The organism is Pontibacter kalidii (assembly GCF_026278245.1).
GTDB classification, from domain to species: domain Bacteria; phylum Bacteroidota; class Bacteroidia; order Cytophagales; family Hymenobacteraceae; genus Pontibacter; species Pontibacter kalidii.
On record NZ_CP111079.1, the window covers coordinates 4757358 to 4778917 of the forward strand.

Annotated in this window: 21 protein-coding genes; 5 read left to right on the top strand and 16 right to left on the bottom strand. The window is 52.5% G+C overall.

The window, feature by feature from the left end; translation table 11 throughout:
* Nucleotides 1-18: 18 nt before the first annotated feature.
* On the top strand, nucleotides 19-261 hold the full coding sequence (locus OH144_RS20150; RefSeq protein WP_266204047.1) for a hypothetical protein: 243 nt from the start codon (nucleotides 19-21) through the stop codon (nucleotides 259-261).
* Between the two features lie 33 nt (nucleotides 262-294).
* Entirely contained in the window at nucleotides 295-900 is a 606-nt protein-coding gene (locus OH144_RS20155; RefSeq protein ID WP_266204048.1) for a hypothetical protein, read from the top strand.
* 62 nt (nucleotides 901-962) lie between these two features.
* Here OH144_RS20155 and tsf read toward each other — a convergent pair whose 3' ends face one another.
* From tsf to OH144_RS20185, 6 genes are all read right to left on the bottom strand, one after another.
* The gene (tsf, locus tag OH144_RS20160) at nucleotides 963-1796 is read right to left on the bottom strand and encodes a translation elongation factor Ts (RefSeq protein WP_266204049.1); all 834 of its coding nucleotides are present in this window, start codon (nucleotides 1794-1796) and stop codon (nucleotides 963-965) included.
* 205 nt (nucleotides 1797-2001) lie between these two features.
* A complete protein-coding gene (rpsB, locus tag OH144_RS20165) occupies nucleotides 2002-2769 on the bottom strand; it encodes a 30S ribosomal protein S2 (RefSeq protein WP_266204050.1) in 768 nt (255 codons plus the stop codon).
* A 21-nt stretch (nucleotides 2770-2790) separates the two neighbouring features.
* Nucleotides 2791-3177: a 30S ribosomal protein S9 gene (gene rpsI / locus OH144_RS20170; RefSeq protein WP_266204051.1), complete on the bottom strand. Its 387-nt coding sequence runs from the start codon at nucleotides 3175-3177 to the stop codon at nucleotides 2791-2793.
* Between the two features lie 4 nt (nucleotides 3178-3181).
* Nucleotides 3182-3631 (bottom strand): 50S ribosomal protein L13, encoded by a 450-nt coding sequence (gene rplM, locus OH144_RS20175; protein ID WP_266204052.1) that lies wholly within the window; start codon nucleotides 3629-3631, stop codon nucleotides 3182-3184.
* Between the two features lie 276 nt (nucleotides 3632-3907).
* Nucleotides 3908-5716 carry a M56 family metallopeptidase gene (locus OH144_RS20180; protein ID WP_266204053.1) on the bottom strand — a complete coding sequence of 603 codons (1809 nt, stop codon included), beginning with the start codon at nucleotides 5714-5716 and terminating at the stop codon, nucleotides 3908-3910.
* 1 nt (nucleotide 5717) lies between these two features.
* Entirely contained in the window at nucleotides 5718-6083 is a 366-nt protein-coding gene (locus tag OH144_RS20185; protein WP_266204054.1) for a BlaI/MecI/CopY family transcriptional regulator, read from the bottom strand.
* Nucleotides 6084-6269: 186 nt separating this feature from the next.
* Here OH144_RS20185 and OH144_RS20190 point away from each other — a divergent pair, with 186 nt between their 5' ends.
* Nucleotides 6270-7250 carry an NAD(P)H-quinone oxidoreductase gene (locus OH144_RS20190; RefSeq protein ID WP_266204055.1) on the top strand — a complete coding sequence of 327 codons (981 nt, stop codon included), beginning with the start codon at nucleotides 6270-6272 and terminating at the stop codon, nucleotides 7248-7250.
* Between the two features lie 233 nt (nucleotides 7251-7483).
* Here the strand turns inward: OH144_RS20190 and OH144_RS20195 are convergent, their stop codons facing one another.
* From OH144_RS20195 to recA, 5 genes are all read right to left on the bottom strand, one after another.
* Nucleotides 7484-8194: an RluA family pseudouridine synthase gene (locus OH144_RS20195; RefSeq protein WP_266204056.1), complete on the bottom strand. Its 711-nt coding sequence runs from the start codon at nucleotides 8192-8194 to the stop codon at nucleotides 7484-7486.
* Between the two features lie 218 nt (nucleotides 8195-8412).
* Nucleotides 8413-9441 carry a sensor histidine kinase gene (locus OH144_RS20200; protein WP_266204057.1) on the bottom strand — a complete coding sequence of 343 codons (1029 nt, stop codon included), beginning with the start codon at nucleotides 9439-9441 and terminating at the stop codon, nucleotides 8413-8415.
* 3 nt (nucleotides 9442-9444) lie between these two features.
* Complete coding sequence (locus OH144_RS20205) at nucleotides 9445-10134, bottom strand: response regulator transcription factor (RefSeq protein ID WP_266204058.1); 690 nt, start codon at nucleotides 10132-10134, stop codon at nucleotides 9445-9447.
* Between the two features lie 227 nt (nucleotides 10135-10361).
* The gene (locus tag OH144_RS20210) at nucleotides 10362-11174 is read right to left on the bottom strand and encodes a DUF3108 domain-containing protein (protein WP_266204059.1); all 813 of its coding nucleotides are present in this window, start codon (nucleotides 11172-11174) and stop codon (nucleotides 10362-10364) included.
* 170 nt (nucleotides 11175-11344) lie between these two features.
* On the bottom strand, nucleotides 11345-12394 hold the full coding sequence (gene recA, locus OH144_RS20215) for a recombinase RecA (RefSeq protein ID WP_266204060.1): 1050 nt from the start codon (nucleotides 12392-12394) through the stop codon (nucleotides 11345-11347).
* Between the two features lie 160 nt (nucleotides 12395-12554).
* Here recA and OH144_RS20220 point away from each other — a divergent pair, with 160 nt between their 5' ends.
* Nucleotides 12555-13706, top strand: a complete 1152-nt coding sequence (locus OH144_RS20220; protein ID WP_266204061.1) for a hypothetical protein — start codon at nucleotides 12555-12557, stop codon at nucleotides 13704-13706.
* A gap of 638 nt (nucleotides 13707-14344) precedes the next feature.
* Here OH144_RS20220 and OH144_RS20225 read toward each other — a convergent pair.
* Entirely contained in the window at nucleotides 14345-14974 is a 630-nt protein-coding gene (locus tag OH144_RS20225) for a GNAT family N-acetyltransferase (protein ID WP_266204062.1), read from the bottom strand.
* A gap of 155 nt (nucleotides 14975-15129) precedes the next feature.
* On the opposite strand from OH144_RS20225, the gene OH144_RS20230 reads away from it, so the two are divergent.
* Nucleotides 15130-15993, top strand: coding sequence for an SDR family NAD(P)-dependent oxidoreductase (locus OH144_RS20230; RefSeq protein ID WP_266204063.1), 864 nt, complete (start codon nucleotides 15130-15132; stop codon nucleotides 15991-15993).
* A 75-nt stretch (nucleotides 15994-16068) separates the two neighbouring features.
* On the opposite strand, the gene OH144_RS20235 is transcribed toward OH144_RS20230, so the two are convergent.
* The 4 genes from OH144_RS20235 to OH144_RS20250 all read right to left on the bottom strand — a co-directional run bounded on the left by OH144_RS20235 (nucleotide 16069) and on the right by OH144_RS20250 (nucleotide 21489).
* Nucleotides 16069-16497, bottom strand: coding sequence for a hypothetical protein (locus OH144_RS20235; protein WP_266204064.1), 429 nt, complete (start codon nucleotides 16495-16497; stop codon nucleotides 16069-16071).
* A gap of 245 nt (nucleotides 16498-16742) precedes the next feature.
* Nucleotides 16743-17708 (bottom strand): AAA family ATPase, encoded by a 966-nt coding sequence (locus tag OH144_RS20240; RefSeq protein WP_266204065.1) that lies wholly within the window; start codon nucleotides 17706-17708, stop codon nucleotides 16743-16745.
* A 6-nt stretch (nucleotides 17709-17714) separates the two neighbouring features.
* Complete coding sequence (locus OH144_RS20245; protein WP_266204066.1) at nucleotides 17715-19085, bottom strand: peptidylprolyl isomerase; 1371 nt, start codon at nucleotides 19083-19085, stop codon at nucleotides 17715-17717.
* Nucleotides 19086-19188: 103 nt separating this feature from the next.
* The gene (locus tag OH144_RS20250; protein ID WP_266204067.1) at nucleotides 19189-21489 is read right to left on the bottom strand and encodes a peptidylprolyl isomerase; all 2301 of its coding nucleotides are present in this window, start codon (nucleotides 21487-21489) and stop codon (nucleotides 19189-19191) included.
* Between the last annotated feature and the right edge of the window lie 71 nt (nucleotides 21490-21560).

The following is a 21560-nucleotide window of genomic DNA, read 5'->3' on the forward strand; positions in this document are numbered from 1 at the left end:
AAGCCAACACCATAAACTATGAGAGTAGTAGCCGACATACCAAATCCGCACGTGAAGATCACGCTGCATTCCTATAACGGCAAGTATATCCTGAAGCTGGAGAAAGCCAACCTGGAGCAGATCTATAAAATTGAAGAAACCGAAGTAATGGGAGACGAAGGAGCGAAAGCTCTTATCGATGAAGAATTTATAGAGGCAGTTGTAAACCGTTTCGTGGATATGCGCGATGCTTTTGTAAGTACGGTGAGGCGGAATGGGTGAGGGGAAACTTTATGTGGTAGTTGGCAAAAATAGATGAAAAATAACCTCCTACTCGCATTGCTGCTCTTGGCTGGTTGCTCCCAATCTCGAATAGAATGTGAGCATAAGTCTTTGGAGAACGCTTCTCTTGTAGAGTACACATACAGAGAAAACGAAGAAAGGAATGGGTATGATTTTTATCTGGCCAACTTTCACCAACTATCATCGGATGGTAGTATTACACTCGTCAGAAGAGGCATGTTAAATGCTCCGCTCCGCACCTACACGTCAACTGCCAAAAACCTGACCGAGCCTCTGTCTGAGTTAATTCAAAGATTTCCCTCTGACACATCGTTGTTGGTGTTGAACGTAGAAAGCAGAGAGTTAAGCCATGGGTTTATGTACATGCTGCTTCTGACAGATACCAAGGGAAAAGAAACAGTAGTCAGCTTCTCCCCAAGAAAAGCTGAGGGAGCATTAAGAGTTATCTCAGATTCTTTGCTACTGTACCAAGTAAAAGAAGGGATGAGGGCAAAGAGAGTAGACTCAGTCTCCTTGATAGCTACTTATGATAGTGTAGTAAGGAAGCATGTGCTGTCATGGCACCCCTTGCCACCTAATTCTCTGCCACCACCATTATTAAACAGTCAACTGGAGTAGACGTCATCCCATAAAAAAAGCCCACCTTACGGCGGGCTTTTCCTTTATACTTTCAGCTGTAATTAACCGATAGCTACACGCTTGAACTCCGTTACAGTCATACCTTTGCTTGTGTTGTCAAGTAGCTTGGCTACAGAAACAGAAGGATCTTTCACGAAGTCCTGGTTCAACAGGGTGTTGTCTTTGTAGAACTTGTTCAGCTTGCCCATCGCGATTTTCTCCAGCATTTGCTCTGGCTTGCCTTCGGCACGCGCCTGCTCTTTACCAACCTCGATCTCGCGCTCCACAGTAGCAGAGTCAACGCCGTCTTTGTCAACCGCGATTGGGTTCATAGCAGCAATCTGCATCGCCACGTCTTTACCTACTTCCTCTACCTCAGCACCGCCAGTGTTCGTAAGGCCTACCAATACACCTAGTTTGCCGTTAGAGTGGTTGTAGTTCACCACTTTCTCAGCAGCTACAGTCTGGTAAGAAACAACGTCGATTTTCTCACCGATTTTACCCATCAGATCCGTGATGTGGTCCTGCAGTGAGCGGCCATCAGCCTGAGGAGCAGCAAGCAGTTCTTCTTTTGTGGCGGCGTTTGTAGAAACGGCAGTTTCCATAGCAGCTTTAGCCAGGTTCTGGAAGTCAGCTACCTTCGATACCGGTTCCGTTTCGCAAGCCAGGGCAATTACTTTACCGTTTTTGCCGTCTTCGCTTACGTGTGTCAGCACGATACCCTCAGAGGTAGCGTTATCAGCACGCTTGCTGGCAATCTTTTGGCCTTGCTTACGCAGAATATCTTTAGCTGCCTCAAAGTCGCCGTTAGCTTCAGTAAGTGCTTTCTTGCAGTCCATCATACCGGCTCCGGTTTCCTGACGGAGTTTATTAACGTCTTGTGCTGTAATAGCCATGATTTTATAATTATGAATTACGAAATTAATAATTAAGATTTTCTAGTGGTGGTTTTCAGAAAGAGATGCAGGACTGGTTGTAAATCCTTCTTTTGTCCTTTGTCAAAATCTCTTTTGTCTCTTTCCTGTTCCCCTAAAACAAACTGAACATTGAAGCGCCGTTTGCCCAATGTTCAGTTTGATATAGTGCAATATAAATTACTTCTTATTGCTCGTCAGCTTCCTGCTTCTCCTTGATGCCTTCTTCTTCAGAACGCTTGCGCTCAGTTTCCTCTTTGTCCACTTTACGCTCAGACAGACCTTCTTCGATAGCCTTGCCTACGATCGATACGATCAGGGCTACAGACTTAGAAGCGTCGTCGTTTGCCGGGATTGGGAAGTCTACCTGCTCTGGGTTAGAGTTCGTATCGCAGATAGCGAATACTGGCAGGTTCAGTTTATGAGCCTCTTTCACCGCGATGTGCTCACGCTTCACGTCTACCACGAACAGAGCCGCTGGCAGGCGAGACAGGTCGTTGATACCACCTAGTACACGGTCCAGTTTCTCACGCTCACGAGACAGCATCAGCTTCTCACGCTTCGCCAGTGCCTTAGACTGCTCCGGGTCTTTCATCATTTTGTCGATGGTAGACATTTTCTTCAGAGACTTACGCACAGTGGCGAAGTTTGTCAGCATACCACCCAGCCAACGCTCGGTTACGTAAGGCATCTTCAGGCGACGGGCCTCTTCAGCCACGATTTCCTGCGCTTGCTTCTTGGTTGCTACAAAAAGTATCTTACGACCAGACTTTGCGATGTTCTTGATAGCGGCCGTAGCCTCATCCAGCGCAACCAAAGTTTTGTTCAGGTCAATAATGTGGATACCGTTCTTCTCCATGAAGATGTATGGAGCCATCTTCGGGTCCCACTTGCGGGTAAGGTGGCCAAAGTGAACACCTGCCTCAAGTAATTCTTTATAATTAGTACTTGCCATGTTGTTGATACACCTTTAATATTAACGTTTGCTGAACTGGAATGAACGACGCGCTTTACGCTTACCGAACTTCTTACGCTCTACCATGCGTGGGTCACGCGTGATGAAGCCCTCTTTCTTAAGAGCTGATTTAGTCTCGGCGTTTTCTACTACCAGTGCTTTAGAGATAGCAAGTCTAAGTGCTTCAGCCTGGCCGCTTACACCACCCCCTTTAAGATTGGCTTTCACATCGTACTTGCCAATTGCTTCTAAGGTTCTGAACGGCTGATTCACAATAGTTTGAAGTACTTCGCTAGGGAAGTATTCCTTGATATCTCTACCGTTAATAGTGATATTCCCTTGCCCGGCCGTCATGTAGATACGAGCCACCGAGGTTTTTCTTCTACCAGATGTATTGATAACTTCCATTAAATTAGATATTGAGGGTTAATTCTTTTGGCTGCTGAGCGGCGAACGGATGCTCGCTTCCTGCAAAAACATGAAGATTACGGAACAGCTCGCGGCCCAGTCTGTTTTTAGGCAACATGCCACGAACAGCGCGCTCTACAAGCAGCGTAGATGATTTAGCCTTAAGCTCACGTGGAGAAGTTCTCTTCTGGCCGCCTGGGTAACCCGTATGCGTCAGGTAGTACTTCTGATCCCACTTACGGCCTGTGAAACGTGTGTCATCAGCGTTGATAATGATCACGTTGTCGCCGCAGTCAGCGAAAGGAGTATACGAAGGCTTGTGCTTGCCTTTCAGGATCTTGGCAACTTCAGATGCCACACGACCCAAGCTTCCTTGCCCTGCATCAACAATCACCCAGCCTTTGTTGGCTGTCTTCTTGCTGACAGTAAGGGTCTTATAACTTAAATGATCCATTTTTAGTGGTTGTAAGCGATTTATTTATTTGAATTATGAACTTTCGGTCTATCGAAAATGGACACAAAGATAGAAGCTATTTATTTGATATGCAATAGATAGTGGGAAATATGCTGGAATACAGGTAAATAGTATGAAATTACTCCGATTGTTCCGGGGCTATGCTTTTTGCTGGTGCTGTAGGTGTCAGGTGCTGGCTTTGATAGGGGAGAGCGTAGGTACAAAGTATAACTGCCTGGCAGCTTCATGTTACCAGGCAGTTATGCTTTACCAATGCTACTCGTTCGCTTTTGCAGGCGGTGGCGGTGGAGGCAGTTGAGGCAGCTGGCCATACTTGGCTTCTGCGGCTGGTATGCGCGGGTTCCCGTTGTAAGCATAGGTCTCCACTTTGCCGCTCTTCAGGAAGAGAACGAGAGATTCCAGGTTGTACTCTCTCCTGTTGCTAAACTTCCAGCCTACCTTTTCTACAGTTGGGTTCCTCTTTAAGAACGCTTTATAATCCGTAGGCCAGTTCGACCTGTCCTTGTAATAAGGCACCTCGTCAAGTATAAACACAAAGGCTTCATCTGCATTCTCCTCTTGCGACGGCGGTGGCGGAGTTCCTGGGTTTGCTATAGTCTGTGCAGAAAGCCTCTTGCTAAATTCTTTCACTCCGGGAGAGTTCTGGTTTTCCTTGGTTATGATGGAAATCAATCCATTGGACGCTTTGCTGCCAAATTCTTTCGTGGCAGCCTCTCCTTTAAGTACATTGATACTGTGGATCTCCTTCGGGTCTAACTTCTTTGCAGCCTCACTTGATGCCTCCACCCCATCAATGTAATATAAGGCTGATTCTGGCAAGCCTGCCTTTGCCTCAGTTTTCTCCTGAGCAGGGGGAGGTGGAGCTGGCAGGGCCTCGTTTGCTGGTACTGGTGGGGGTGGAGCCGGTAACTCCGGTGCATCTGGGGCCTCTGGTGCTGGTGGTGGTGGCGGAGGGAGCGCAGGCAGGTTATACTTGCGCTCGAGCTCGGCTACGCTTTTGGCATCATCCAGGTAGTACACTTCCGTGCCGCCGCCTTTCAGGCTAAGTACTATGGCGCTCCGGTTGTTAACCTTTCTGCCGCGCACGCTCTTTACACTGGGGTTTTGCTTTAGCTGTTTTACAAACTCTTCCGGTAGCGGGATGTCTCCACTTTGTTGCGGAGCCTCTGCTTCAGTGCCGGCTATTACTTCAGTGTCAGGCACAGCGCTTCTGAAAGCAAAAAGCAAAACAGTAACAAGCGGCAGCACGATCAGCAACCTGAGCCGGCTGACCTTATGGGTAGGCATTTTGTTCATCATGGCAATTCTTCTTTTTAGGGATGGGAAATTGAATTGATTGGCAATCTGAGGTTGTGTGGCGCCTACAACTTTCAGTAAAAGGTATTGATATTCTTTCCGGTCTATGCCGGCGTTCACTACGTTGTGGTCGGCAATGAACTCCAGGTTTTCCTTCATGACTTTTTTCATGAGCCAGGCCCCTGGGTTAAACCAATAAAATACCACGCTCAACTCTGCCAGCAGCACATCCAAGGTGTGCCAGCCGGTTACGTGGATCAGCTCGTGCCGCAGTATGGACTCCAGTTCTTCCGGCTTGTGCTGCGAGGGGTTCAGGTAGATGGTTTGCCAGAAGGAGAAGGCCTGGGTGATGCTTTTTACTTTCCGGAAAGGCACAGCTTTATACGTTACGGGCTCCGAAGCGGCATGTATCCGGTAGAGTGAAGCCAGCTGAAGTATAAACCGCACAAGCATCACACTTACTCCAGCCCAGAACACATACACCGGCAGCTGCCAATAATCAAAGGCTGCGGGTGCAGGGGTGGCAGTTGGTGTGGCATAGGCCCACGCAGGCATGGTTACCAGGTAGGCCGCCGCCATCTGCTGCTTATTGGCAAATAGGGTCGATAGATCTATAAAAGGGTATACTGTGGAAAACACAATGCCGAACACCAGGAACAGGCGGTTGAGTTGGTAAAACGTGAGCCGTCGGAGTGCCACATGGTACGCCAGGTAAAACAGCACCAGCGCCACGTTCACTTTTAGCAGGTATAGGAGCAATTCAGGCATGTTAGTTCGATTTTTTGTTCTCGATCATGTCGATAATCTCTTTCAGTTCTTCGGCGCTGATCTTCTGGTCCTTGGCAAAAAAAGCCACCAGCTCTTTGTAGGAGTTTTTGAAATAGTCTCCCACAAACCCCTTCATAAAGCGTTTCTTGTAGTCCTCTTGCTTTATCAGGGGCAGGTAACGGTACGAGTTGCCCAGCTTCTCGCCCTGCACGTAGCCCTTCTTCTCCAGGTTTTTCACCGTGGAGGCCAGCGTCGTGTAAGGGGGCTTCGGCTCCGGCAGCTTTTCCAGGAACTCCTTGATAAACCCTCCCTCTGTAGCCCATATTACCTGCATGGCCTCTTCCTCCTGTTGTGTTAGCTTCTCCATAGTATTACGATGTTTTCGTATAGTTACGAAACTTTCGTAATAAAGTAAAGGTGTTCCGCAATTATTTTCAGACTATTTTTCTGACCCCGTTGAAAAATGGGTTGTAGATGCTCTTCAGAACAGGCGGTAACTTCCTGGGCAGAGCAGCGTCTAAAGTATAACCTACATTAAAAACTTTGTTCTGTTATGAAAGCCATACTTGTGAAACAGCCGGGCGGCCCCGAGCAGCTTATACTCGGGGAGTACGAGCAGCCCCTGCCCAGTCCTACCGAACTGCTGGTAAAAGTGCACGCCACCGCCCTTAACCGCGCCGATACGCTACAGCGCCAGGGCAAGTACCCACCACCCAAAGGGGCCAGCCCTATACTTGGACTTGAGATTGCCGGCGAGGTGGTGGAGGCAGGTATAAACTGCACTAAGTATAAAAAAGGGGATAAAGTGTTCGGCCTGCTGCCGGGTGGGGGCTACGCTGAGTATGCCGTGATAGATGAGGCCATGGCCATGCCGGTGCCGGAGAATCTAAGTATGGGAGAGGCCGCCGCCATACCCGAGGTGTTCTTAACGGCGTGGCAGGCGCTGGCCTGGCTGGCGAAACTGCAGGCGGGGGAGCGGGCGCTCATCCATGCGGGGGCAAGTGGCGTGGGCACGGCAGCCATACAGCTGGCGCGCGCCTTAAAGGCCGAGGTGCTGGTAACGGCGTCGGCACAGAAAGTGCAAGCCTGTCTTGACCTTGGGGCACACAAAGCCATTAACTATAAAGAAGTGCCTTTTGAGGACGAGGTGCTGGCGCATACAAACAGCGAGGGCGTGGACGTGATCGTGGACTTTATAGCCGGGCCATACTTTAACCAGAACCTCGACTGCCTGCGCCTGGACGGGCGCCTGGTTATACTTGCCAGCCTGGGTGGCGGTAAGGTAGGGGAGGTAGACCTGCGCAAGATACTCTCCAAGCGCCTGCAGGTGATCGGCTCCACGCTCCGCTCTCGCTCCAAAGATTACCAGATTAAGCTTACGGAGGATATGAGCCGTTTTGCCCTGCCACTCTTTAAGGCAGGAAAGCTAAAGCCGGTGGTAGATTCTGTGTATGATTGGGAAGATGTGGCCGAGGCACACCGCTACATGGAGCAGAACAGGAATATCGGCAAGATCGTGCTGCGGGTGGGCTAAGTATAGACAAAGGAATTTTTGACAAAAGACAAAGGAGAAAGCATCATACTTCTGAAGAGTTAGCTTTATACTTTGGCGAAGTATAAGAGTATGCAGGCGGGTTTGGAGCTATGCATGCCTTTGAAAGCATAGGTGCACATGCCTTATACTTGGGTTCTAAAGTATGAAAGGACAAAAGAAGCAGCCAATCCATACTTCCTTTGTCCTTTGTCTAACAGTCTTTTGTCAAGGTTTTAATGTGCCCGCAGCTGCTTTACCAGCACGCCGAAGTCTTTGGGGTAAGGCGCCTCTATTTTAATAGGCTCCTCGTTGAGTAGCGTAAAGCCGATGTTGAAGGAGTGCAGCGCAAACCGCTTGATCAGGGGCAGTTCCTCGGTGTCCTTTTTTAGGTTATACCCGCGCTTCAGGTTGCTCAGGTACACATTCTCGCCGCCATACAACGCATCGCCCACGATCGGGGCATTCAAGAACGCCAGGTGCACCCGTATCTGGTGCAGACGGCCGGTTACCGGTACGCACTCCACCAAGGTATGGCGGGCAAAACTCTCCAGCGTGGTGAAGTAGGTCTCGGCCGGTTTCCCTTTCGGGTTCAGGTGTGCCACACCCTTTGCGTTGGGCAGTATAGCCCTGTTTACCAGCTCATCCTCAAATTTATGCACGCCCCAGGCCACGGCATGGTATACTTTGTACACCTGGCGGTGCTCAAACTGCATCGACAGGTGGCGGTAGGCCTCCGCATTTTTGGCGAAAACCAGGCAGCCTGAGGTGTCCTTGTCCAGGCGGTGGCAGGCCTGCAGGTCCGGGTTGTACTGGCGCGCTATCTTAAGCAAATTGGTCGTGTTAGGCGTACGGTCTTCCAGCGTGGCCAGAAACGGCGGCTTGTTCACCACCACGTAATCCTCATTCTCGAATATGATCAGGTCCTTAAAAACCGGGTACTTCATGTGATTTATACTTTGTTTAGGCCCAGCCATACTTGTAGCCGGGCGTCCTGCAAAGATACGGATTATAGTTATTGGTTGATCGTTATCGGTTATTAGTAGGAAAGGCGTGAGTAAGACAGGTATAAAATAAGGCCTCCGGAAGTATGGCCAGGGATGCAGCAAGTTTAAACCGAGCTATATCATACTATAACCAACAACCAACAGCTAATAACTAAAAACTATTTTGCCTTCAGCAGCTTAAAGCGGAGGGTAGTGCCTTTGCCTATCTCACTTTTAATAGCGATGAAGGAGCGGTGCGCCTCTATGATGTGCTTGCAAATGGAGAGGCCCAGGCCGGTGCTGGTGTTGTCGCGGGCGCGGCTCTTGTCGATGCGGTAAAAGCGCTCGAAGATGCGGTTGATGTGCTCTTCGGCTATGCCGGTGCCGTCGTCCTTAACGGTGATGGTGTACTTGCGCTTGCCCTCGTCGAACGTGATCCAGACGTTGCCGCCCTTGCGCCCATACTTGATGGCATTGTCGATCAGGTTGATCAAGACCTGGCGGATGCGGTTTGGGTCTGCGTAAAGCATCACCGGCTCCTCAGTCTCCACGTGCAGGGTCATCTGCTGCTCGGCGGCCTTTTGCTCCAGCTGCTCGGCTACTTCGTGCACAAGCTGCACCACGTTAAAGTTGCGCTTGGCCAACTCTACCACGCCTTTTTCAAACTGCGAAATGCTGATCAGGTCCTGCACCAGCGCGTCGAGTCCGTCAAGGCTTCTGGCTGCCTTCTGCAGAAACTTATCGCGCACTACAGGGTCGTCCATAGCACCGTCCAGCAAGGTGTGAATAAAGCCCTGGGCCGCAAATATCGGTGTTTTCAGCTCATGCGATACGTCGGCCAGAAACTCGCGGCGCATGACCTGCAGGCGCTTCAGTTCATCAATCTCCTGCTGCTTCCCCTCCGCAATCATGTAGATTTCGTCCTTTATCTTTTTGAGCGGGTCAGCCGCGAAGGTGGAGCGGCTTTCCACCTTCTTAAAATCCTGCCGCTTCAGCTTCTCCAGGCTGGAGTAGACGTTCTTCACCTCGCGGAACACGAGCGCCTCGTACGAGAAATGCAGCAGCACAAAGCAGCAGACAAACACGATCACCAGCGCCGCCACAAACCCACGGGAGGAGAAAGAGCTGGCTAAAGCAAGAAAGGCGGTGAGCACAACTGCTACCGCCAATGAGGTTATAAGGGCAAGCGTACGGGAGTTTAAATTCATGTATTAGTCGGTGTTAAACTTGTAGCCAACACCTTTAATGGTTTTAATGTTCTCTTCGCCCACTTTCTCACGCACCTTGCGCACATGTACGTCCACTGTCCGGGCTATCACGTATACGTCGTTGCCCCAGATGTTGCTTAGCAGCTCCTCGCGCGTGTATACTTTATTGGGCGTGGCGGCCAGAAAGGCCAGCAACTCAAACTCTTTCTTCGGCAGCGTTATTTTCTCGTCGCCTTTATACACGGCAAAGCTGGTGCGGTCTATCTTCAGGTCGCCGGCCTCGATCACCTGGTCCTGCTCTTCCTGGTGCGCATCACGGCGGGCAAAAGCTGTGAGGCGGCTCAGCAGTGCGCGTGGTTTTATGGGCTTGGTGATGTAATCGTCGGCGCCAGCCTCAAAAGCGGCCACCTCGGAGAATTCCTCAGAGCGGGCAGTCAGGAAAATGATGTGCGTCTGGCGGAACTCTTCCAGTTCGCGCAGCTGCCGGCAGGCGGCAATGCCGTCCATTACCGGCATCATCACGTCCATGAGAATCACCTCCGGCTTTATTTGCTTGGCCACCTCAATGGCCTTCCTGCCGTTGTCGGCGGTTTCTACCTCGTATCCCTCGCGGGTCAGATTGTACTGTAGCAGCTCTACGATATCCGGATCGTCATCTACCACAAGGATTTTGTAATGTGATGCTGTTTGCACGGTATAGGGAGTTATGTTTAGTGATTTTAGATTACACCTGCGCTAATCAATGCGCTGTGTCAGGCTGGGCGGGCTGTGCCTGCCAGGCCTTGTCTCCTCTGTAAAGATACCACACATTACAGCATTCCGGGGCAGCATCATCAAATCATAACGGTTTGTTAACAAATCCTTAAAGTGGCCGGGGCAGTCGGCAAGAAAAAAGCCAGCTGCTGTAGCTGGCTTTGGTATCAGTTTCTGGCAAACAAGAGCTCGTTCTTAAGGTTCTTGTAATCATATAGGTTTACTTTCACAGAGCCCACAAACATCTCTGCCTGTATCAGCACCGGTATCTTGTTCTTGTCGTCAGAGAGGTAAACGGTAATGGAGTTCTCGCCCTTAAACATCTCGTTTTTTGGCATGCGCGGCACCAGCTTGATGGCTTTGATGTTGCCGGCCTTGGTGCTAACCACCTCACGGCCGCGGTACTCCACCTCCATGTTAAAGTTCTCCTCATCAAAGAAGCCCTGCACGGTGGTTTTATCGCCCACACGCATGTTGTCGAAGTTGAGGGTGCGCAGGTAGTAAAAGCCGCTCACAATATCCTGCACGTTGTCGGTCACCTTGTACGTCTTCTTCTCTACCTTCTTCGACTTCTTCTTTTTCTCCACATGCGCCTTGTTGGCGTAATGGTCAAAATCCACGGTTTCGCGTTTTCGGTAATTGCCCTCCTCTATGTTGCGGAACGAGCGTTGCGGCACAATGGCGGCCGTATCGATGTAGGACTGCCAGGTATCGCGTATCCTGATGAAAAGGTCGAAGGAGCTATTGGTCTTGCCGTAAACGGTTGCCTTGTAGCAGGCGCGGTTGTTTATCGTGTGTATTTCCGGGGATATGTCGATCACAGCCTCGGCAGCCGTGATGGGACCATAGTGTACCTTATACTTCAGCACCTCACCGGTGCTAAAGCTGTCGTTTGGCAGCTGGCGCATCCTGTCTTTGGTGGCAAAGCCAAAAATTACGAGCGAAAGAAGTATGAGTACAGGGAAAAACTTTTTCATCATGAGTGCCTTCCTTTAGGTGTTAGAGTCAATACCTGTCATCAATCAAGTTTTGTACCAACTGTTTCTCAAGGCTTAAGTTATAGAATCTCCTTTTGCTATTCAACTGATTTTAAACAAAAAAGGTGCTACCAAAGTAGCACCTTTTTTTATTTCAGGTCGGGAAATAGAGTTCACTCGGCTGATGATGCAGCGGCATCGTCCAGTGCGGCGGCTACTTTTTCCGGCTCGCCTTTCACGATCGCTCTGATCTTGTTCTCGATCTCATCCATGAGTTCGGGGTTGTCCAGCAGGATCTGCTTCACACCGTCACGGCCCTGGCCCAGCTTGTCACCGTTGTAGGAGAACCAGGAGCCTGATTTCTGCACGATGCCCAGTTCAACGCCCAGGTCGAGCACTTCGCCTACTTTAGAAATGCCCTCGCCATACATGATGTCAAACTCTACTACCTTGAACGGAGGCGCCACTTTGTTCTTCACTACCTTCACGCGGGTGCGGTTACCGGTAATGTTATCGGCGCTCTCCTTAATCTGGCCCACACGGCGGATATCCAGGCGTACAGAGGCGTAGAACTTCAGGGCGTTACCGCCAGTGGTCGTCTCCGGGTTACCGAACATTACCCCGATCTTCTCGCGCAGCTGGTTGATGAAGATACAGGTACAGCCGGTTTTGTTGATCGTACCGGTCAGCTTACGCAGTGCCTGCGACATCAGACGCGCCTGCAGGCCCATCTTGCTGTCACCCATGTCGCCTTCCAGCTCGCCTTTCGGCACGAGGGCAGCCACGGAGTCAATTACAATAATGTCGATAGCGCCGGAGCGGATCAGGTGGTCGGCGATCTCAAGCGCCTGCTCACCATTATCCGGCTGCGATATCAGAAGGTTTTCAGTATCGATGCCTAATTTCTGGGCGTATATTCGGTCGAATGCGTGCTCAGCGTCAATGAATGCTGCCAGGCCGCCTTTTTTCTGTGCTTCTGCGATACAGTGCAAAGTAAGCGTGGTTTTACCAGAGGATTCAGGACCGTAGATCTCTACGACACGGCCGCGTGGCAAACCGCCGATACCCAACGCTATATCCAGACCCAGCGAACCAGTGGAGATGGCCGGAATGTCCTCAACCTTGTTGTCGCTCAGCTTCATGACGGTGCCTTTACCGTATGTTTTGTCGAGCTTGTCCATGGTCAGCTGCAGGGCCTTCAGTTTTTCGTTGCTTACGCTCATGTGTGTTTTGTTAAATAGCTTTATATTGAAGGTGAAATTACTAAATCGGCACCAATCTACAAAATAGTTTTCAAGTATTTTGCTAATTATTTTAGTTGTTTGGCGCCGTCTGATCATAACATAGCTGCACCTCTTTTTGTGCCATACCTAGCCCTTTTTTATGCGCTTTCCGAAAGTTTTTTTTCTGTTGATTTTGCTGATTGTAAGCCATATTGCGAAGGCGCAGCTAAATAACCGCGTCCTGCTGCAGCCAGTACGGGTGCAGGAGCAAAATGCTAATGATATTAGGATCGCGGTGCAGGCGCTGGGCTTTCTCAGGAACAACGAGTACTTCAACAAAATCGCCGACGGTTATACATTATTCGGCTACCAGCTTAACCCCCGAATCACCTACCAGCCCACTAAAGATGTAGTAATAGAAGCGGGGGCCTTGCTTTGGAAAGACTTCGGCGCCTCGGGCTATGAGGAGATCGCACCGACTTTTACGGTAAAGGTGCAGCGGGAGCGCTGGGCCTTGCTGTTCGGGACGCTGGAGGGCCATCTGAACCACGGCTACATAGAGCCCCTCTACGATTTTGAGCGCCTCATACTTAACCGGCTGGAGAATGGCATACAGTATAAACTGAACACGCCCCGCCTGCGCCTCGATGCCTGGGCCGACTGGGCGAACATGCTCTACCGGGGTGAGGACGACCAGGAGCAGGTAAACGGCGGCGCGGCCGTGGCCATACTTCTACTGGAGCGGGAGGGGCGCGGCAACCTGGCCGACAGCTTATACCTGACGCTGCCCGTGCAGTTTACCGCCCAGCATAAAGGCGGGCAGATAGATGCCTCCGACCTGCCGCTAACCACCGTAGCTAACGTAGCCATAGGCCTGGAGTTGGAGAAGAAGTATAACCGGCGCGTGTTACACAGGTTGTACACCAAGAATTATATGGTTGGCTTCAAGGATTTCTCTAACGAGCTGCAGCTGCCCTATGAGCAGGGACACGGGGTATACTTTAACGTTGGCGCCGATACCAAATACCAGGATGTGATGCTGAGCTACTGGCGCGGTGATGGGTACATATCTGAGTTGGGTGGCAAGCTTTACCAGTCGGCCTCCACCACCTTCAAGCACCCCGATCACCTGGAGGAGGAGCGGGAGCTGCTTATTCTACGGCTGATGAAGGACGTTGAGCTAGAAGAAGGCCTGACCCTGACCCTGCGCCTCGAGCCGCTCTGGGACTTCAACGACCCAAAGCTAGAATTCTCCAGTGGCTTCTACCTCAGCTTCAATACAGACTTTTTCCTGGCCAAGGCAAAGCGATAAGTATGAGAAGGCGGAGTTGATTGATAAGGTGCTTTGTCCTAAGCTGGCGTAGCTGCAGTTTGTCATCGGTTTATACTTCGGCTATACTTTATACTTCCATGGTGCAAGCGTCCGCTTGTGGCTTTGCTGCCGCTGTTTCCCGTGAATTGAGACAAGCTATCCTTACTAGCTACAGTTCATCCACGGCTTTACAACCTGCATTGTTTCACCTCTGACTTTGGCTCGCTCAAGCCCGCGAGGGCTCGTCTTCCCGCATCGCGCTGCTTTCGCTTCCTGCCCTCGTGCCTCGGGCTGCCTCGCTGCCGCTCGTCACAGGAACCTCTCGAGGCGCTCAACGGAAAGACTGGGACCAGATTCTATAGCCACCGCTATTTGTCATCTCGACCTTTGGGAGAGATCACTTTAGAATTCCCGATAGATCCTCTCGCACTGCTCGAGAGGACAGGGAGTGTGGCAAGTATGATTCCCCTCCTTGGAGGGGTTAGGGGTGGGTTCATACTTTGTAGGGACAGATCGCGACCTGTCCGCTTTCGGCAGCAACTATGAAACTTGTACTTCAGCTAAAGCAATGACAGGCTCCCCTCCTTGGACAAGGAGGGGTAGGGGTGGTTGGCCCCGGTACTTTAAACCAAGATTTACTACACTATAGCCGTCGAGCTGGCTTTCTCCTGCTGCTGTACTTTCTCGAAGTCCTGGCGGGTGAAGCCGTAATAGCTTAGATCCAACAGTTTGTCGGAGTCGGCGCCGCGGTAGTCGCTGCGCAGTACACCCTCTTTCACAAATCCGCAGCCCTGGGCCAGCGAGCCGTAACTCTCGTTGGCACTGGTGCAGCGCAGGTATATTTTATTCAGTCCCAGCGGCCCGAAGGCAAACCGGATCACCTCCTGCAGTGCCTCCTGTGCCAGTTGCCGGGTGGCAGGCCAGGCAGCAAAGTATAAACCCAGCTCAGCCTTAGGGATAGTGCGGTCCAGGTTCTTGAGGGCGATGTCGCCGATGTAATGGTTGTCCTCTTTCTGCCAGACGCCAAAGTCGAAGATGCGCCGATTCTCCCAGTCGGTGCGTAGTTGCTGCACCTGCGAGCGGGCATCGTCCAGCATGCGCACCCGCGCCAGGCGGCCAGAGAAAGCAGGTTTCAGGTATGCCATGTTCTCCTGCAGCAGGCGCATAAAATCCTGCTCGTCTCCCTCCTGGTAAGGCCGCAGAAGCAGGTGTTCTGTCTCTAACTGCTCATCAAAGTCCTCAGCAATAGTATTGTATAAAAAGCTCATGTAGTCTGATGTATATGTGTGATGCTGTTGTTCCGTCATACGCTAATCACTATAAAACGTGCTGCTAGGCTGGTATGTTTATACTTCTTTAACTGTAACTATACTTATGCCGTTAAAAAATACAATCTAATTGTTCAGCAAATTATTTAAAGCAAATGGGAAACAGACTTAAAGGAAAGGTGGCCATCGTGACAGGCGGTGGCGCGGGTATCGGCGAAGCCATCAGTAAGAAATTCGCCAGTGAAGGAGCCATGGTGGTTGTGGCTGGTTTTCCGGAAGACCCGGTGGAGGACGTGGCGCGGGAAATACAGGAGGAGGGAGGTACTGCCATCCCTTTCACCGCCGACCTGTCCCTGCTGGCCAACGCCGAGAGCTGCGTGCAGCTGGCCGTGAAGCAATACGGCAAACTCGACATCCTGATCAACAACGCGGGCACCTTTCCGGAGGTGAACATGCTCTCCGATTACTCGGAGGAGGCCTTCGACTACCTGCTCAAAAACAACATCCGGACAGCCTTTGTGATGAGCAAGGCAGCGCTGCCGGAGCTGCAGAAAACCAAAGGGAACATCGTTTGCGCCGGCTCCGAGTCGGGTGCACTGGGCATTGCGCAAAATGCGCCGTATGGCGGCACCAAGGGCTTCATGCACGCCTTTACCAAGGGGCTGGCGGCGGAGCAGGCGCAGAAGGGCGTGCGCTGCAATATTGTGGCGCCCGGCCCCATCGACACCGGCTGGACCCACAAGGAAACCGGTCCGATGGACAAGCAAATGGAGCAGATGGTGACGCAAGGCACACTGATGGGCCGGCGGGGCACGCCGGAGGAAGTGGCTAACGTATACCTGTTCCTGGCTTCGGAGGAGGCCTCGTATGTAACCGGTGCCATCTTCCCGGTAGATGGCGGCACGCTTATCGCCAAAGGCCCAGCCGGCGACATGGCTGCACAAAGTATGAAAACGCAGCCGGATGGGGAGTTGAAACTGAAGCACTCCAGGGAAAGCCATACCTCGATCAGGAAGTAGGTAAAACAGCTCTAAAACCGGAAAGCCACTCCTGTAAGTATGGGAGTGGCTTTCCGGTTTTATACTTTATACTGGCTACGCGTTCAGGTACGGGTAATTAAAGTGTTTCGGACTGTGCAGGTTCTGCTGAATCATCATGACCTCCAGGGTATGGGCCGTTTCTTTAAAGAACTCCAGGCGGCGGTAGAGCATCTCTTTCTGCAGCACAGTGCCGGTGGCGGTTCTTATGTAGGCTTTCTTATCCTCCAGCACACGGTGCATCACCTCGTTTGCCTGCTCCTCGTTTTGGGCGTACCACTGTTGGAAATCGAACAGGCGGGCTGCTCCCGGCGTGGCTGACGTAAAATCCAGTCCGTGCAGGCGCAGCACATCAGCCAGCAGGTCCACCTCCAGCGGAATGGAGGTGTTGTAAGGCATGGTACGCACTTCCAGTTTACTGTTAAGCGCGCTCGCAATGCGGGCCAGGTTATCTTTAAAGCGAAGGAATAAAGCAGCCGCTTCCATATCTCTATCAGGTAAATTAAACTATAAGTATGGGCGCAAAATTACACCAATAAGTTTGAATTGCAATTAACGGGATTTTGAATGAGGGGATGAGCGATGGAGTGAATCTTCTCCATGTCATCCTGGAAGGATCTTGTTGGCGAGTAGCTACTGCTTGTATACAAGGCAACCAAGATCTTTACAAGATAACAGAACTGGGAGAGCATCCCATTCACTCATTCAAAATTCACGCATTCAAAATTAGCCTACAGCAGCTCCCGGATCAGTTGTTCTTCTGTAACGCCCTCGGCCTCGGCCTTGAAGTTGCGCACGATGCGGTGGCGAAGTATGGGCAGCGCCACTTCCTGCACGTCCTCAATATCGGGGCTATATTTACCGTTGAGGATGGCGTTGCACTTGGCGCCCACGATCAGGTGCTGCGAGGCCCTTGGGCCCGCGCCCCACTCCAGGAACTGATTTGCCTGCTTAGAGGCCATCGGCATGTTCGGGCGAGTCTGGTGCACCAGCTTTACGGCATACTCCACCACATTGTCAGTAACCGGCACGCGGCGCACCAGCTGCTGAAAGGCAAGTATGTCGTCGGCGTGCAGGATCTTGCGGAGTTGGTGGGTGGCAGCGCCCGTGGTGTTCTTTACGATCTGCAGTTCTGACTCGTAGCTTGGGTAGCCTAGTGTGATGTTGAACATAAAGCGGTCGAGCTGCGCTTCGGGCAGGGGATAAGTGCCCTCCTGCTCGATCGGGTTTTGGGTGGCCAGCACAAAGAATGGTTCCGGAAGGCGGTACCTGTGGCCCGCCACGGTTACGGCGTGCTCCTGCATGGCCTCCAGCAGGGCGGCCTGCGTCTTAGGGGGCGTCCGGTTAATCTCGTCGGCTAGCACGATGTTGGCAAAGATAGGACCCGTCACAAACCGGAAGTTGCGCTCGTTGTCCAGGGTCTCGGCCCCCACGATATCGGAGGGCATCAGGTCGGGCGTGAACTGCACCCGGTTAAAGCTCATATCCAGCGTGGAGGCGATGGTTTGGATGAGGAGCGTTTTGGCCAGCCCCGGCACCCCCACCAACAGGCAGTGCCCCTGACAAAAAACAGCTGTAAGTACCAACCTTACGACCTCGTCCTGGCCTACAATCACTTTTGATATCTCAGAAGTGAGCTCCCGGTAGGAGTGGTGCAGGGCGTCGGCTGCTTCTTTGTCAGAGGTGAACTGCGTCATAGTCTGTTATTGCGTTAGTTGCTGGAGCCCACTGCAATCCTGGTACTCCGGGTCTACTTCTATGTAAACGGTGTTGATGTTCTTCTTAAACCACTCGTTTACGGCTTTGCTGCGCCGCTCGGCCAGGGCCGCGTTGGCAATTTTCTGGTAATCGTCCGTCAGGTTCGCCAGGTGCGGGGGCGTTTTCGACTTCAGGTACAGAATACGCACGGCATCCTTGCCATCTGGCGTGGTAAAGGCCACAGGCCTGGAAATCTCGCCTACCTCAAGGGTATCGATCACAAAGAAAATGGCCGGGTCCACCTGGTCCATCGGGATGTAGGTGGTGCCAGTGGCACGGCTCGTGAGCATGCCGCCATTGTCTTTGGTGTTGGTATCGTCGGAGTACTCCTTGGCGGCCTTGGCAAATGAAATACTATCGTTCACGATCAGCGTACGGATGCTGTCCAGCTCGGCGGAGGCGGCGGCAATGTCTACCGTGGCGGTGGCCGGCTTTATCAGGATGTGGCGCGTGTTAAACTCCTGCCCGCGGCGCTCGATCAGCTGTATCAGGTGGAACCCGAACTGCGACTCGATCACGTTGGAGATGCCGCCCGGTTCCAGGCGCAGGGCGGCAGCCTCGTACTCCGGTACCAGTTCCTTCTTCTTAAAGAAGCCAAGCGTACCTCCGTCCTGGGCAGAGCCCGGGTCCTGCGAGTACTGCTTGGCCAGCGTGGCGAAATCCTCACCGGCCAGTATACGCTTACGCAGCTCTTCCAGTTTCTGGCGCGCCTCCTGCTTCTGCTCGCGGCCAATCTCGGCAATGTTCACGATCTGGCCAATCTCTACTTCGGTGGAGAAGTAGGGCAGGCTGTCCTTCGGGATGTTGTTAAAGTACCTTTTGATCTCTTTAGGAGTTACGGATACTTTGCTCGTGATCTCACGCTGCATGCGTTCCATTACCAGCTGCTCACGCACAGTTTTGCGCAACTCGTCTTTTAGTTGGCGTAGGCTTTTGTTGTAGTATTGCTCCAGGCGCTCGGTGCCGCCCACCTGGCTGGCCAGGTAGTTGATCCGGTCGTTTAGCTCGCTTGCAACCATACCATCTTCTACTGTGATAGAATCGATCTCGGCGCGGGCCAGCAGCAGCTTGTCCTGCAGCAGCGAGGTAAACACCTGGCACTTCAACCCCTCGTTGGGCTGTTGCTTGGACTGGGCCAGGTACTGCAGGTAGCCAAACTCCAAGTCGGAGCGGAGGATGACGTGGTTATCCACCTTGGCGATGATGCCATCCACCTGCACCTGCTGCACAGGTGCCTGGGCCTGGGCCTGTGCAGATAAGACGATGAGGCAGAGTGTTGCAAAGGCCGATAGGGCGAACTGATGAATCTTTTTCAAGGGATCTATCTTAATTTATACTTATGCTCGGAAATAACGCACAAGTTACTTCTTTATTCTGAAATACCCGAAAAGCGGGGCAAAATAGGGAACGGGGCCGGGGTTACTGACGTACCAGTTTCTCTACCTCGTCTTCCTTCACCTCAACCGGGTACTTGCTGCGCAACTCCTGCACCCACTGCTCCTCCAGGTAGTTCTGGTAGTCAGAGATAACCGGGCCGCGCACCTCGCTCAATTCTTTGTAAGCCGGCTCCAGCACATCTTTTATGATGATGAGGTACTCGCGGCCGTTCTGCTGCGCGGCGTAGGTGCCTTCTTTCCACTCCACGGCATCCAGCGCTTTGTTCTCGCCGCGCTGGAATTTCTTCTCCATTAACTGCACGGCCAGCGGGTTGTCCTTGTTCAGGCTCTCGGCCAGGGCTGCCAGCTCCGGAGTGTAAAGCGTGAAGGAGACGCGGCGGTTGCGGCGGCGGCCAGCCTCCGTGTTGTCGGAGCCTGCCTGCTTGCTTTTGCCCAGGCTGTTGCTGGTAAGTTGCGCGGCCGGCACGCCTTGCTGCTGCAGGTATACTTTGGCGGCATTGGCACGGGCCTCCGCCACTTTGGTGTTCTCGCGGGCGTCGGTGTGGCCCGTAATCTCCAGCGTCAGGGTTTCGTTCTGCTGTAGCAGCTCCGCCAGCTTACCCAGCTCCGCTTTACCATCAGCCGTAAGTTCGGCCTTGTTCTGCTCAAACAGCACGTCGTTCACCTTGGCAAACGATACCGGGTAGCGGCGCTTGCTTAACTGCTGCTGCGCCTGCTGTAGCAGCTCCTTGCTGGCCGCGCTGATCACGATAGCGTCGGCGCGCTCGCCCCATTTATACTTCTCGCGGTTTTGGTTAAAGTAAGTGCGCAGGCCAACGGTGTCTTCAATGGCTCTGCTCCATACTTTCTCGTCCATCAGCTGGAACAGCAGGATACCATCGTGGTACTCCTGCACCAGCATGCGGTAGTCGGTATATTTGTTCTCGAGGTTGTTGCGCTCATACTCCAGCAAGCTCTGCTCAGCAAAGTTATCGTAGAGCAGGTTCATGGCATGGGCAGCGCTGCCGTTGGTGCGCGGGCGCTGCTCCTCCTTTACGTAAGTATAAAAATCAGCCACCGTATAGTTTTTGCCCTGAATGGAGAAGAGTGTCTGCTTCAGTGCCTTGTCGCTATCATTATAGGTCCAGTTGCCCTGCAGCAGCTCGTCAGTGGCTTTGGCCAGCGCGGCGGCTTTTGCCTCGGTGTTCTCCGTAAAGTTGTTCTCCTGCTTAATGCGCTTCAGGAAAGCAGCCTTGTTCAGCTCGGAGCGGGAATCTTTGGCTATCTTGTTGCGCAGGTGCTGCTCCATCTCCTCGTAAGGCGGCAGGCTACGCTTTTCTACCATTTTAATGATGTGCCAGCCATAGGGCGTGTACACGGGTTTGGAGATATCCCCAGCTTTCTGCAGGCCAAAAGCGGCCTCCTCAAAGGCCGGAATCATGCGGCCGGTGCCGAACCATGGCAGCTCACCGCCGTTGCCGGCTGTGTTGGCATCCTCGGAGAACTCAGTGGCTAATTTTCCCCAGTTCTCGCCTCGCTGCAGGCGGCGATAAATGGCGTCTATGCGCTGCTTGGCTGCCAGCGAGTCAGCGGCAGGGGCGCCCGGCTTGGAGCGCACCATGATGTGGGCTACCTTCGCCTCGCCACGGGCCTCGCGCTTGTCGTTCACCTTTATTAGGTGGTAGCCGAAGCGGGTGCGCACCGGCATGGATATCTCTCCCTTTGCAGTTTTGTAGGCGGCGTCTTCAAACGGGTACACCATCTGCAGGGCGGTAAAGTACCCCAGCTCGCCTTTGTTATCGGCGGCAGATGGGTCCTGCGAATGCTCTTTTGCCAGCTGGCCAAAGTCCTCGCCGCCCTGGGCACGCCTGCGCAGCTCCATCACGCGGTTGTAGGCCGCCAGCGTGTCTTCCGGCGCAGCATCGGGAGCAAGCGAGATAAGTATGTGCGAGGCGTTCACCTCCTGCTTCATCCGCTCGTAGGCCTCCTTCACCAACTGGTCGGTTACGCTTTTCTCGGTCAGGTAGGGCTGTGCCAACTGCTCTTTGTAACCTTCCAGCTCGCGCTTAAAAGCCATGGTGGTGTCCAGGCCGCGCTTTTCGGCCTCCATCACTTTCAGCTTAAAATTGGTGTACAAGTTCAGGTAGTCTGCCACGCTCTCGCGGGTGTAGGCATCGTCGTTGCCGCCGTTGTTCTTCTCGTACACATAACGGAACTCGGAAGTGGAGATAGGCTGGGAGCCAAGCGTAGCGATTGCGGGTTCTTTACTGCTGTTCTTATTGGAGGCGGTGCAGCCGGCAAGGGCCAGGGCGGCTACCGCAGCCAGTAGGTAGTTGCTGCGCATAGGTTGATTTAAAATCAAGATTTTCTTTGTTGTTGATCCGGGGGCCGGACGGTGCAATTTTAGCTAAAATT